This window comes from Niveibacterium terrae (assembly GCF_048213115.1).
Classification (GTDB): Bacteria; Pseudomonadota; Gammaproteobacteria; order Burkholderiales; family Rhodocyclaceae; genus Niveibacterium; species Niveibacterium terrae.
The window spans coordinates 2866052-2879370 of the sequence record NZ_CP172404.1 but is presented as its reverse complement, the minus strand read 5'-3'; the positions used below and the strand labels follow the sequence as shown (position 1 = coordinate 2879370).

The 13319-nt window shown below is 61.2% G+C and carries 11 protein-coding genes; 8 read left to right on the top strand and 3 right to left on the bottom strand.

The window, feature by feature from the left end:
* Positions 1-40: 40 nt before the first annotated feature.
* Positions 41-1501, bottom strand: a complete 1461-nt coding sequence (locus ACHFB9_RS13330; protein ID WP_417067754.1) for an efflux transporter outer membrane subunit — start codon at positions 1499-1501, stop codon at positions 41-43.
* A gap of 88 nt (positions 1502-1589) precedes the next feature.
* Here ACHFB9_RS13330 and ACHFB9_RS13325 point away from each other — a divergent pair, with 88 nt between their 5' ends.
* The 5 genes from ACHFB9_RS13325 to ACHFB9_RS13305 all read left to right on the top strand — a co-directional run bounded on the left by ACHFB9_RS13325 (position 1590) and on the right by ACHFB9_RS13305 (position 7570).
* Positions 1590-2207 (top strand): TetR/AcrR family transcriptional regulator, encoded by a 618-nt coding sequence (locus ACHFB9_RS13325; protein ID WP_417067753.1) that lies wholly within the window; start codon positions 1590-1592, stop codon positions 2205-2207.
* An 81-nt stretch (positions 2208-2288) separates the two neighbouring features.
* Positions 2289-3404 (top strand): efflux RND transporter periplasmic adaptor subunit, encoded by a 1116-nt coding sequence (locus ACHFB9_RS13320; RefSeq protein ID WP_417067752.1) that lies wholly within the window; start codon positions 2289-2291, stop codon positions 3402-3404.
* The gene (locus ACHFB9_RS13315) at positions 3401-6481 is read left to right on the top strand and encodes an efflux RND transporter permease subunit (RefSeq protein ID WP_417067750.1); all 3081 of its coding nucleotides are present in this window, start codon (positions 3401-3403) and stop codon (positions 6479-6481) included. Before ACHFB9_RS13320 ends, ACHFB9_RS13315 begins: the two co-directional genes overlap by 4 nt.
* A gap of 67 nt (positions 6482-6548) precedes the next feature.
* The gene (locus tag ACHFB9_RS13310) at positions 6549-7334 is read left to right on the top strand and encodes an SDR family NAD(P)-dependent oxidoreductase (RefSeq protein ID WP_417067748.1); all 786 of its coding nucleotides are present in this window, start codon (positions 6549-6551) and stop codon (positions 7332-7334) included.
* A gap of 50 nt (positions 7335-7384) precedes the next feature.
* Positions 7385-7570, top strand: a complete 186-nt coding sequence (locus ACHFB9_RS13305) for a hypothetical protein (protein ID WP_417067746.1) — start codon at positions 7385-7387, stop codon at positions 7568-7570.
* 117 nt (positions 7571-7687) lie between these two features.
* On the opposite strand, the gene ACHFB9_RS13300 is transcribed toward ACHFB9_RS13305, so the two are convergent.
* Positions 7688-9217: a DUF4365 domain-containing protein gene (locus ACHFB9_RS13300; RefSeq protein WP_417067745.1), complete on the bottom strand. Its 1530-nt coding sequence runs from the start codon at positions 9215-9217 to the stop codon at positions 7688-7690.
* Between the two features lie 510 nt (positions 9218-9727).
* Here ACHFB9_RS13300 and ACHFB9_RS13295 point away from each other — a divergent pair.
* Together ACHFB9_RS13295 and ACHFB9_RS13290 are read left to right on the top strand one after the other, a co-directional pair.
* Positions 9728-10051: a carboxymuconolactone decarboxylase family protein gene (locus tag ACHFB9_RS13295; RefSeq protein ID WP_417067743.1), complete on the top strand. Its 324-nt coding sequence runs from the start codon at positions 9728-9730 to the stop codon at positions 10049-10051.
* A 13-nt stretch (positions 10052-10064) separates the two neighbouring features.
* Positions 10065-11075, top strand: a complete 1011-nt coding sequence (locus ACHFB9_RS13290; RefSeq protein ID WP_417067741.1) for an aldo/keto reductase — start codon at positions 10065-10067, stop codon at positions 11073-11075.
* A gap of 20 nt (positions 11076-11095) precedes the next feature.
* Here the strand turns inward: ACHFB9_RS13290 and ACHFB9_RS13285 are convergent, their stop codons facing one another.
* The gene (locus tag ACHFB9_RS13285) at positions 11096-11791 is read right to left on the bottom strand and encodes a VIT1/CCC1 transporter family protein (protein ID WP_417067740.1); all 696 of its coding nucleotides are present in this window, start codon (positions 11789-11791) and stop codon (positions 11096-11098) included.
* Between the two features lie 116 nt (positions 11792-11907).
* Here ACHFB9_RS13285 and fumC point away from each other — a divergent pair, with 116 nt between their 5' ends.
* On the top strand, positions 11908-13293 hold the full coding sequence (gene fumC / locus ACHFB9_RS13280; RefSeq protein ID WP_417067738.1) for a class II fumarate hydratase: 1386 nt from the start codon (positions 11908-11910) through the stop codon (positions 13291-13293).
* Positions 13294-13319 lie beyond the last annotated feature (26 nt).

Here is a 13319-nt window from a genome sequence, read left to right as displayed (position 1 = left end):
GTTCCGTGTTCCTCCCCAGGCACTATTGGGTGCTCAATCGCTACTTGATTGCCACCATTTCCGATTCGCGGGCTTGCCAACCGCCACCAAGAGCCCTGAAGGCTGCGACCGCAGCACGTGCTGATTCCGTTTGCGCCTGCACTCGCGCATCGGAGGCGCGCAACAGGCTTTCGTCGGCCTGCAAGACTTCGATCAGGCTGACGACCCCTTTTTGATAGGCCGCAAACGAAGCGCCACGTGCGCGGCCGAGCGAGTCCACGCCCTGAGTCAGCACAGCTGCTTGCTCCTCGCGTTTGACCAAGGCGGACAAGGCGTTTTCCACGTCCTCAGCTGCCCTCAAGACGGCAAGCCGGTATGCGGAAAGCCTCTCGGCTTCCTGGCCCTTCGCCACCTCGATCTGCGCGTTGATGCGCCCGAAGTCGAACAGACGCCAGCGCAGACCGAGCACGCCAGAAGCCTGACTGGCACCGCTGGTGAAGAGATTGCCGCTGGATACCGCTGTCGCGCTGCCGATCAGACCGCTCAGCGAGAGCTTGGGGTAGTACTCGGCGATGGCGACTCCAATACGCGCGTTCGATGCGGCCAGCCGACGCTCGGCGACGATCAGGTCGGGCCGGCGCCGGAGCAGATCTGCCGGCGACCCGGTGGCAGCGATCTGCGGGGCGGTCGGGATAGCGACGGCTTCGTTCAACTCCGCCCGATGCGTGCCGGGCGGCGAGCCCAACATCACGTCCAGTGCGTTCATCGCCACATCCAGACCGGCCTCTAGGGCCGGGACGGAGGCCCGTACCTGGGAAAGAGCACCTTCGGCTTGCCTGACCTGAAGCTCAGGCGCCAGACCCTTGCCCTGCAGCAGCTCGATGATCGCGAGCAGTTCCTGCTGCGTCTGTACCTGCCGGCGAGCAACATCCAGGCGAGCCTGCAATCCACGGATACTGATGTAGATGTCAGCGGTCTGTGCGGCCACAGCCAAGCGCGTGGCAATCGCGCCCGCTTCCGAGGACTGGTACTCGGCACGCGCGGCTTCCCGTTCGCGACGCAGCCCGCCGAACACATCCATTTCCCAACTCGCGCCGACGTTGGCCTCGTAAGCATTGCCGTAGCGGTCGAAACTCGGGTTCGAATTCAGGACTTGTCCCAGCGGAGTTTCGATGGACTGGTGGGCTCTGGCCGCTTGGCCGCTCACATTGCCGGAAGGCAGCAAGGCAGCATTGGCCGTGCCCAGCCCGGCTCGTGCTTGTGCTACGCGCGCCGAGGCCTGCGCAAGATCGAGGTTTTGCTCCAGTGCCAGCGTCACGAATCGCGTCAGCTGCGGATCGCCAAAACCTGCCCACCAGGAGGAGAGTTCGGCGCTGGATTTTGCCTGTCGCTGATCGAGGGCAGCCTGACCCTGGTAGCGGTCGGGCAGGGGCAGATCAGGCCGGACGTAGTCGGGGCCGACAGCGCAGCCAGTTGCCAGGCCGGCGAGGATGAGCGCGACCAGTGTTTGTTTGAGCGGCATAAGGAGTCTCTCACGGAAAAGTCTGGTGACTATAATACAAATAAGTCACTCGTTGTCCGTTTTTTGTGACCGGCGTAAGCTCGCGCTCATGAAGAAAGCAAGCACTTACCCCATTTCGCCCCGAGGTCCCGCTGACCATGAGGTGCGAGACCAGATCGTCGCCGCGGCCACCGAGCATTTCAGTCGCTACGGCTACGAGAAAACGACTGTCTCGGATCTCGCCAAGGTCATCGGCTTCTCGAAGGCCTACATCTACAAGTTCTTCGAGTCCAAGCAGGCCATCGGCGAGATGATCTGCGCCAACTGTTTGCGCGAGATCGAGTCCGAGGTCAGCGCGGCTGTCGCCGAGGCCGATCAGCCGCCGGACAAGCTGAGGCGGATGTTCAAGGCCAGCACTGAGGCGAGTCTTCGGCTGTTTTCTCAGGACCGAAAACTCTACGAGATTGCCACCTCAGCTGCTAAGGAGCGCTGGCAGGCAGTTCTTGCCTACGAAGAACGCACCCGGAAGCTACTTCGGGACGTCTTGCTGGAAGGGCGGCAGAGCGGAGATTTCGAGCGCAAGACTCCCCTCGACGAGACGACGATGGCGATCTACCTGGTCATGCGCCCTTACCTGAATCCGCTGATCCTGCAGTACAGCTTTGACTACACTGAGGCGGCGCCGGCTCTACTGTCCAGTCTGGTGCTTCGCAGCCTGTCGCCCTGATGTGAAGAGTTTGTGACTATTGACTGAATTGGTCACGAGTCCCACAATGAAAGCCCTGATCACTTTGCTAGAGGGACTTTCATGCTTCGGCCCCGCTTCGCCATCTCTACAGTCATCTGCACCTTGCCCTTGGCGCTAGCCGCTTGCGGCGAAAAGCTCCCCGCAGATCCGCGCACCGAGCAGCCCTTGGTGCGTGCGGCGGTCGCCCAGGAGGCTGGTGCAGCTTCACGCTCGTTCACGGGTACCGTGGCGGCTCAGGTGCAAAGCGACCTGGGGTTTCGAGTCTCGGGCAAGGTTCTGGAGCGCTTGGTGGACGCCGGGCAAAGCGTCAAGCGCGGCCAGTTGCTGATGCTTATCGATCCGGTCGATCTGAAACTCGCGGCCCAGGCTCAGCAGGAGGCGGTCGCAGCAGCGCGAGCCCGCGCACTGCAGACGGCGGAGGACGAGGCCCGCTACCGCGACCTGCGCGGAACCGGGGCCATATCGGCTTCAAGCTACGATCAGATCAAGGCCGCGGCTGATGCAGCCAAAGCCCAGCTCAGTGCTGCGCAAGCGCAGGCCGATGTGGCCCGCAATGCAAGCCGCTACACGCAGCTGGTGGCCGATGGTGACGGCGTGGTCATGGAAACGCTGGCCGAACCTGGCCAGGTCGTCAACGCGGGGCAGGCCGTGGTGCGTTTGGCCCTGGCCGGCCGCCGCGAGGCCGTGATCCAGTTGCCGGAGACGCTTCGCCCGGCCATCGGAGCGGTGGCGCAAGCCACGCTGTTCGGCAAGGAAGGCCTTGTCGTTCCGGCTAGGCTGCGTCAGCTCTCCAATTCGGCGGATCGGCTCACGCGTACTTTCGAAGCGCGGTATGTGCTGGGGGGCGAGCTGTCTAACGCCCCCTTGGGCGCCACGGTTGCGATCCAGATTCCGGAAGGGCGCTCGTCAGGGCAAGGAGGTCTGAAGGTGCCGATCGGCGCCTTGTTCGATGCGGGCAAGGGGCCGGGGGTGTGGGTCATCCAGGGCGAGCCAGCGAGGGTTTCCTGGCGGCCTGTTGCAGTCCAGCGCATCGATGACGCCAGCGCCAACGTCGCAGGCCAAATCAAGCAAGGCCAACGCATAGTCGCGCTCGGCGCGCATCTGCTGCGTGAAGGCGAACAGGTCCGGGTTGCCGGTCTTGCCGCCGCTACGGTGAATGAAGGAGCGCGTCCGTGAGCGAGAGCCGTTTCAACCTGTCGGCGCTCGCTGTACGCGAACGCGCCATCACCTTGTTCCTGATTCTGTTGATCTCACTTGGCGGGGCCATGGCCTTCTTCAAGCTGGGGCGGGCGGAGGATCCCAGCTTTACGATCAAGGTGATGACTATCGTCACCGCGTGGCCGGGCGCAACCGCGCAGCAGATGCAGGATCAGGTCGCCGAGAAAATCGAAAAGCGCTTGCAGGAGTTGCGCTGGTACGACCGTGCCGAGACCTACACCCGTCCTGGACTGGCCTTCACCACGCTGACCTTGCAGGACAAAACTCCACCGTCGGAAGTGCAGGAGGAGTTCTACCAAGCCCGCAAGAAGGTCGGTGACGAGGTGCGTAACCTGCCGCCCGGTGTGATCGGGCCGTTTCTCAACGACGAGTATTCCGATGTGACCTTCGCCTTATTCGCACTCAAGGCCAAGGGCGAGCCACAGCGTTTGTTGGTGCGCGACGCGGAGACACTGCGCCAACGGCTGTTGCATGTGCCGGGTGTGAAGAAGGTCAATATCGTCGGCGAGCAGTCGGAGCGCATCTATGTCGAGTTTTCGCATGAGCGCCTGGCGACGCTGGGCGTCAGTGCGCAGGATGTGTTTGCTGCACTGGGCAGTCAGAACGCCCTCACGCCGGCCGGCTCTGTGGAGACCAAGGGGCCGGAGGTGTTCATTCGCCTGGACGGTGCGTTCGACGAATTGCAGAAGATTCGCGACACGCCGGTGGTGGCGCAAGGACGCACGCTGAAGTTGTCTGATATTGCCACGGTCAAGCGCGGCTATGAAGACCCCGCCACCCTGATGATCCGCAACGGCGGCGAGCCTGCTCTGCTGCTGGGCATTGTCATGCGCGACGGTTGGAACGGGCTCGATCTGGGCAAGGCGCTGGATAGTGAAGTCGGCGCGATCAACGCCGAGCAGCCGCTGGGTATGAGCTTGACCAAAGTCACCGACCAGGCCGTCAACATCCGCTTGGCGGTCGATGAGTTCATGGTCAAGTTCTTCGCCGCAGTGCTGGTGGTCATGCTGGTGAGCTTCGTGAGCATGGGCTGGCGCGTGGGGCTCGTGGTGGCTGCAGCCGTGCCGCTGACGCTGGCCGTTGTCTTCATGGTGATGCTCGCGACAGGAAAGAACTTCGACCGCATCACGCTGGGGTCCTTGATCCTGGCGCTCGGTCTGCTGGTGGACGACGCCATCATCGCTATCGAAATGATGGTGGTGAAGATGGAAGAAGGCTATAGCCGCATCGCTTCCTCCGCCTACGCCTGGAGCCATACCGCAGCGCCGATGTTGTCGGGCACACTGATCACGGTCGTCGGTTTCATGCCCAACGGCTTCGCCCGATCCTCGGCGGGCGAGTACACCAGCAACATGTTCTGGATCGTCGGCATCGCGCTCATCGCGTCGTGGGTGGTGGCTGTGGTTTTCACACCTTATCTGGGCGTTAAACTGCTACCCGACATCAAGAAGACCCATAACAGCCACAGCGCACTCACCGTCGCGCTCTACGACACACCACGCTACAACCGTTTTCGTCAGGTGCTGGGCCGCGTCATTGCGCGCAAATGGCTGGTCGCCGCTTCGGTCGTCGGGCTCTTTGCCTTGGCTGTGCTTGGCATGGCGGTGGTCAAGAAGCAGTTCTTCCCCGTCTCCGATCGCCCTGAAGTGCTGGTCGAAGTGCAGATGCCCTATGGCACTTCGATTACCCAGACTAGCGCCGCTGCGCAGAAGGTTGAAGCTTGGCTCGCCAAACAAAAGGAAGCCAGGATCGTCACGGCCTATGTTGGCCAAGGAGCGCCACGCTTCTACCTGGCGATGGGGCCGGAGTTGCCAGATCCGTCGTTTGCCAAGATTGTGGTGCGCACGGACAACCAGGACGAGCGCGAGGCTTTGAAGCACCGTCTGCGCCAGGCCATCGCCGATGGCCTCGCCCCTGAGGCACGCTTGCGCGTGACCCAACTGGTATTCGGCCCGTATTCGCCGTTCCCGGTTGCCTATCGGGTTACAGGCCCTGATCCGGACATGTTGCGCAAAATCGCGGCAGACATGCAACGGGTCTTGGATGCCAGTCCGATGATGCGCACGGTCAACATCGATTGGGGGGTGCGCACTCCCACGCTGCACCTCACTTTGCAGCAGGACCGACTGCAGGCCGTAGGACTGAGTTCCAGCGCTGCGGCGCAACAACTGCAGTTCTTGTTGACCGGTGTGCCGCTCACCACTGTGCGCGAGGATATTCGCACGGTGCAGGTCGTCGCACGCTCGGCAGGCAATACCCGACTCGATCCCGCCAAGATCGGCGACTTCACGCTGGCAGGTGCCAACGGGCAGCGCATCCCGCTGTCACAGGTGGGCAAGGTCGACGTGCGCATGGAAGAGCCAATCGTGCGCCGACGCGATCGGATGCCGACGATCACCGTGCGCGGCGACATCGCTGACGGCCTGCAACCCCCGGATGTGTCGACAGCCATCACCCGTCAGCTCAAGCCCATCATGGAAAAGCTGCCCAGTGGCTATCACATCGAAGAGGCTGGCTCCCTCGAAGAATCAGGCAAGGCGACGGCAGCGATGTTGAAGCTATTTCCCATCATGCTGGCCATCACTCTGCTCATCATCGTCCTTCAGGTGCGCTCGATCTCCGGCATGGTGATGGTGTTCTTGACCAGCCCGCTCGGGCTGATTGGTGTAGTGCCGATGCTGATTCTGTTCCGGCAGCCCTTCGGGATCAATGCGCTGGTCGGCCTGATCGCTTTGTCGGGCATCCTGATGCGCAACACGCTGATATTGCTCGGACAGATTCGTGAAAACGAGCAAGCCGGACTCGATCCATTCCGGGCGCTCGTCGAGGCCACCGTGCAACGCGCGCGTCCGGTGATCCTGACCGCACTGGCGGCGATCCTGGCCTTCATCCCGCTGACCCATTCGGTGTTCTGGGGAACGCTTGCCTACACGCTGATCGGCGGTACCTTTGCGGGGACGATTTTGACCCTGGTGTTCCTGCCTGCCATGTATTCCATCTGGTTCAAGATCAGGCCAAGCCCTTCGCACAACTGACCCCCAATCCATATCGTCAGCGCAAGCCCCCGAACTTTGAGCACTGAAGCCAAGCGGAGAATTTCATATGGCAGAAGAAACTAAATCTTGGGTACTCGTAACGGGAGCATCAAGCGGCTTCGGCGTGGAGTTTGCCAAACAATACGCCGCCCAAGGTCGGTCTCTCATTCTGGTGGCTCGTACACTGAGCAAGCTTGAATCACTTGCTGCGGAATTGCGCCAGAACTTTAATGTCGGCGTGATGGTGGAGCAGGTGGATCTGTCCTCAATCATTGAGGTGACTGGCCTATATCAGCGTCTGCGAGAGCGCAATATTGTGGTCGATGTATTGATCAACAATGCAGGCCATGGGTTGCAAGGCCCCTTCATGGATGAGCCTTTGGAGCATTCGTTGGCAATGGTTGATCTCGATATCTCCAGTCTTACCGCCATGACACGTCTATTCGGGAATGACATGAGAGCCAGAAAGAAAGGAAGCATTCTGCTGGTCGCTAGCTTGCTTTCCTATCAGGGCGTGAAGAACTTCGCCGTCTATTCTGCCGCCAAAGCCTATGTGTTGAAATTCTCGGATGCGCTTCATCGTGAGCTCAAGGCAGACGGTGTTGTTGTTACCGCACTGTGCCCGGGCCTGTCGGACACCGGATTTGCGGCGGGTGCCAAGCAAAAGCTGACTCCTGCGCTCAAGATGGTGATGATGCAGCCTCGACCGGTTGTTCGTGCCGGGATTCGAGCACTGCAGGCAGGTCGAATGAGCGTTGTACCGGGATTTGGTAACAAGGCAATCACTATTCTGACCTGGGCTACGCCGCGCTGGTTGCACCAGTCGATCATGGCCGCGGTGATGGGAGTCTAGGTGTCCGCAACCAGAGCTCTGGGGCCTGACTTGAGGAGTCAGGCATACCGTTGTTCGCTGCTTTCCGCGCCTTGCGATCCGGTTTTCCGCAAGCAACGGCAACCCAGACTCAGCTCGACGATATTGCCCGATTACTCAATGGGCGGCCCCGCCAAACACTCAATTTGGATACCCCGGAGGATGCGCTTGCCAGGGAAATTCAACAAATTCAAACCCGTGTTGCACTTGATTCTTGAGGCCGCCTTGCTGTAGTGCAGAAAATCTGAAAATAGGAGGGCGGAAAAATTAGGTAAAATGCTTCGGTTAAATGGCTCTATGCTCCTGCTTTGCCAGCGTAACCCGGTAGTTTTTTGTCAATGCAGCCCCTTTGGGTTGTAAAACATAAACGCCTCCCCGTCTTTGTTGTGGACTAAACAGTTCTGCTGTTTGGAATGTGACTGATCGAGCGAAAATCCATGTAAAGCTATTGCTACTGGAATTACTCCGAGTGGCCTTCCTGCTAGGTTGATTTCTATTTGAGTTTCAATGTGGAATCTGTTTTCTGATTCGATGTCAATGGGGCTGGTTTGGGTGAACTCTATTGGCCCAACTTTTGTTTTTATGCGATCACCTTTGAGGAGGTTGTATGCGAGAAATATGTCCTCAATGTCTTTTTCTGAAAAGGTAATATTTTCGTCAACGACGAAGTCTGAGTTGAGCGCTTTTGCAACCTTTTGTAGGCGACCTACAATAACCATGTACTGAAGTAGCGGCCGTATGTTCTCGAAATTTTCGCCCCCCTCAGTTAAGTATGCTCGTCCTGGTTCGAAGGAAAGGTCGAAATATACGCCCTCTTGAAGAATAGATTCGTGAGCCCATTCTCCGAGTTTTCCAAGATCATCTAAATATTGGATGGGCATGACTCCGATTTGGTTGCTTCGCAAACTTATCGAGATATTGATATGCTCTTTATTGATATCATCAGAGTCTCCGTTCAGTTTGATGTCCAAGATGCCGTCGGTTTCTTCGTTAGAAATGGCAAACCCTTTATGTCCGCGGTATAGCGTTGCTCGAATAGAATAAGTTGGTGCTATTATGGAGTGTTTTGTTCCTGGGTACATTGTTACTGAACCAGACCATGCCGTACTGGGTTGGATTGACAACGTTCCGCGTAATTCTTCCATTCCAAGTGCTGGAAATAAGTCCGATCCCTTGAAGCGGATCATGCTCGCATCGACTGACGCAGGAAGGCCGTAAAGGAAGGCGTCCGTGAGCCTTTCTTGGTTTTTGGGGTCATTTTTTAGCGTGACTTCAAATCCGAGTCCTACTGCCTCCGATTTTGAGAAAATTTCGTAGGTCTGCCCCCCATTGCTTACCCCGGCTCGAACCTCCAGTCGTGGGTCAATAGATGATAGGTAAAGAGAGCGCTCATGCGCTAAATCAAGCAACGCTGTTTTACTTTCGGCTGCTGGTTTCAGAATTTTAGTCAAATATGCTGAGAAAGTTTCTTTGTCTTCTAGTGTTTGGTCGGGTGTCAGCTTTACTCCGGCAACACCACTTCCAGTCAAGCGCTTAATATTAAGATTAATCCAAGGTTGAATGTGTAGCCAATGCAGGATGCCATCCGACGATGACCACACAAGGAAGACCGGTAAGGGGTTGTGCGCGTACTCGCCTAGTCTGCTCTTGCTGACCTTTGCTACTCGCCCGCGCTTAGAACAAGTGGTCGCTTTAACCTGAACAAGGAAGCGATTCCCCCTAAATTTATTTACGTCTGGCTGAACAAAGAAATCGTACCCCGTGTCGATATAATCCTTGCCGACGGTCCATGACCAAGCGGTAAAAATTTCTTCGACTTTAAGTTCAGCCAAACGACCTGTACGCTGGGTTTCCGGGAAATTCACGATGTGGCCTTTTGGATTATGGTTAGGTTTCTCTTTGCCTTATTATGGGCTCAATGAACCTAGGCGCGACGCCTACCGTCTCCGGTCATGCGTGGCGAGGCTCACTTCACTCTTCGAATGTCTGCCTTGCGGAACGAGCATTGATATCAGCCTATGGCCACGCTCGGTCCCTCTGTCAGCTCCTGGCTGTCTTCCGGCCCTATCCGCCGCCCAGCCCAACGTCCCCTTTTTTTGCCAATCCTACTCCGGCTTCTTCCGCCTTTCACGCGGGATTTGACGCGATTCTCTTTGCCGTCCCCTCCGTATTCCGTGGCCTCGCCGGCGCCCGTCCACCCATCGCCTCGGCATTGATGAATTTCGCTCATAGCCCCTAGCTAGCCTGGGCGTCTAGTCGATGACCGGGGCTGTCGGTAGATTCAGGGCTCCCGGCTTCAATGCCGACTCAGGCCCATCGCGGTCCGGCGCTGCACGGCGCGGACCTGGATGGCCGGAAACCGATTCGGAGACATCATGGCTAATGAACCCTCAGCTGCACGTAAAGCCTTCGGCGATCTCGCGCCGGCGCTCGCGAACTACACGGACAAGGTCTTGTTCGGCGACGTCTGGGAGCGGCCCGGCCTTGCGCCGCGCGACCGCTGTCTGATCACCGTTGCGAGCCTCGTCGCGCTCTACCGCGTCAACGAGCTGCCCTTCCATATCGCGAAGGCTCTGGATAACGGCGTCACGCGCGACGAAGTGATCGAGCTGATCACCCACCTCGCTTTTTACTCGGGTTGGCCGACCGCCAATACGGCGCTGACAATCGCCCGGCGCGTCTTCGACGAGCGGGCCTGAGAGGAGAGCCCTGATGGATTACCGATATCTGGGGCGCAGCGCGCTCAAGGTCTCCCCCTTGTGCCTGGGGGCGATGATGTTCGGCGGCGAGGCCGACGAGGCGAGCTCCCGGCGCATCATCGCGAAGGCCTTTGACGAAGGCATCAACTTCATCGACACGGCCGACGTCTACCACGCCGGGCGCTCGGAGGAGATCGTCGGCCGCGCGATCGCGGACAAGCGCGATCACTGGGTCGTCGCGACGAAGTTCGGCTTTCCGGGCGGACCGACCGTCGGGCCGAACGAACAGGGGCAGTCGCGCAAATGGATCGTCCAGTCCGTCGAGGCCAGCCTGAAGCGGCTGGGCACCGATTACATCGACATCCTCTATTTCCATCGCGCGCTGACCGATGCGCCGCTCGAAGAGGCCGTGCGCGCGATCGGCGATCTGATCCGCCAGGGCAAGCTGCGCTATTTCGGTCTGTCCAACTTCCGCGGCTGGCGCATCGCCGAGATCGCGCGTCTGGCGGATCAGCTCGGCATCGACCGGCCGGTCGCGAGCGAGCCGCTCTACAACCTCGTCGACCGCACGGCCGAAGTCGAGCAGTTGCCCGCCGCCGCCCACTACGGGTTGGGCGTCGTCAGCTACAGCCCGCTGGCGCGCGGCGTGCTGAGCGGCAAATACGCGGTCGATGCGCCGCCACCGGCCGATTCGCGGGTGGCCCGGGGCGACCGGCGGATCCTGCAGACCGAATGGCGGCCGGAATCGCTCGCGATCGCTCAGGCGGTGGCCGCTCATGCAGCGCGGCGCGGCACGACTTCGATCGCCTTCGCTCTGGCCTGGGTGCTGAAGAACCGGCTGGTCAGCGCCGCGATCGCCGGACCCCGGACCGAGGCGCAGTGGGATGGCTACGGTGAAGCGCTGACGCTGCAGCTGGACGCGGAGGACGAAGCCTTTGTCGACAGCCTCGTGCCGCCGGGGCACGTCTCGACGCCGGGCTATTCCGACCCTGCTTACCCGATCGAAGGGCGCAAGGTGCTCTGAGCGCTGTCTGGCGCAGAGCTTCACGCCGCCCCGAACAGCGCTCCGGCTGCTGCGGTCAGCGCCATGGCCAGAGCCCCCCAACCGACGATCCGCGTGGCCGCCGGGAGCCGGGGGGCACCGCCGGCATGGGCCGAGAGCAGGCCGAGCAGCGCCAGCGAGAGGATGGAGCCACCCGGGACCATCCACATCCGTGCCGTGGCGGGAGAGAGCACCGTCAGCAGCAGGGGCAGCAATGCGCCCAGCGCAAAACTGCCCGCCGAGCTGAGCGCGGCCTGAACGGGGCGGGCGGTGTAGGGGCCGAAGATGCCCAGTTCGTCGCGCGCATGGGCTCCGAGCGCGTCGTGCGTCATCAAGGCCTGGGCGACGCGCGCCGCCAGATCGGCGTCCAGGCCGCGTTCGACATAGATGGCGGCCATCTCCGCCTGTTCATGGACGGGGTCGGCTTTGAGCTCCTTGCGTTCCCGATCCAGGTCCGCGGATTCGGTGTCGGCCTGCGTGCTGACCGAGACGAACTCCCCAGCCGCCATCGACATCGCGCCGGCAACCAGACTGGCCAGTCCGGCGGCCAGCAGGCTTCGCTGATCCGCGCCGCTCGCCGCGACGCCCAGGATCAGGCTTGCCGTCGACAGGATGCCGTCATTGGCGCCCAGTACCGCGGCGCGGAGCCAGCCGTTGCGCTGGCTCTTGTGCGTTTCGATGTGATGGACCCCTCGCATGCGCCTGCCTCCTCTGTTCTTCGTGGCAAGGGGGCAGCCGTTCATCGCGGGTACCCCTACACTGAAGCCAGATCCCGAGTCTAGCTGGCATCTCTTCACTGCACAGGAGCATTGCGATGAGCGCCGAAGTCCGTATCGAAAGCGATTCCTTCGGTGAGATCGCGGTTCCCGCCGAAGCGCTGTGGGGCGCGCAGACCCAGCGCTCGCTCGAGAACTTCCGCATCTCGACCGAGAAGATGCCGGAGGCGCTGCTGATCGCGCTGGTGCGCATCAAGCGGGCCAGCGCCCAGGTCAATGGCGAGCTGGGCCTGCTCGACGAAGGGAGGGCTGCGGCGATCGTCGCGGCGGCCGACGAAGTGCTGAGCGGCGCTCACCGCGAGGCCTTTCCGCTATCGGTCTGGCAGACCGGCTCCGGTACCCAGAGCAACATGAACGTCAATGAAGTGCTCGCCAACCTGGCTTCCGAGCTGCTCGGGGGCGGGCGGGGCGCTGCGCGCTGCGTGCATCCGAATGATCACGTCAATCTCGGCCAGTCCTCGAACGACATCTTTCCGACCGCGATGCACGTCGCTGCGGCAGCGGGGCTGACGGAGGCGCTGCTGCCGGCGCTGGATGCGCTGGGCGCGACGCTGGCCGGGAAGTCGTCCGCCTTCGCCGACATCGTGAAGACCGGGCGGACCCATCTTCAGGATGCGACGCCGCTGACGCTCGGCCAGGAGATCTCCGGCTGGGTCGCCCAGCTCGAACACTGCGGACGGGAGATCCGCGCCAGCCTCGACGCGGTGCATGAGCTCGCGGTCGGCGGCACGGCCGTCGGAACCGGCCTCAACACCGATCCGCGCTTCGGCGCCGCGGTCGCCGCGCGGCTCGCCGCCGACACCGGGCAGCCCTTGCGCTGCGCGGCTAACCGCTTCGCGGCGCTGGCCGCGCACGACGCGTTGGTCAGCGCCCACGGCGCGCTGAAGACGCTCGCGGTGGCCTTGATCAAGATCGCCAACGATGTGCGCTGGCTCGCTTCCGGCCCGCGCTGCGGCTTGGGCGAGCTGCGCATCCCCGAGAATGAGCCGGGCAGCTCGATCATGCCCGGCAAGGTGAACCCGACCCAGTGCGAAGCGCTGGTCATGGTCTGCTGTCAGGTGCTCGGCAACGATGTCGCGCTGGGCATCGCGGGCGCTTCGGGAAACTTCGAGCTCAATGTCTGTAAGCCCTTGATCGCCCACAACTTCCTGCAGAGCGTGCGCCTGCTCGCCGACGCGATGGCGAGTTTCGACGCACACTGTGCGCGCGGCATCGAGCCCGACCGGGAGCGCATAGCCCAGCAGCTCGCGCACTCGCTGATGCTGGTGACGGCGCTGAGCCCGCACATCGGCTACGACCGCGCCGCCGAGATCGCCCGCCACGCGCACCGGCAAGGCCTGTCGCTGCGTGACGCCGCGCTTGCGCTGGGCCATTTGAGCGCGGAGCAGTTCGACGCATGGGTGCGCCCCGAAAAGATGGTCTGAGCCGCGTGGCGCGGTGCTATCGCGGC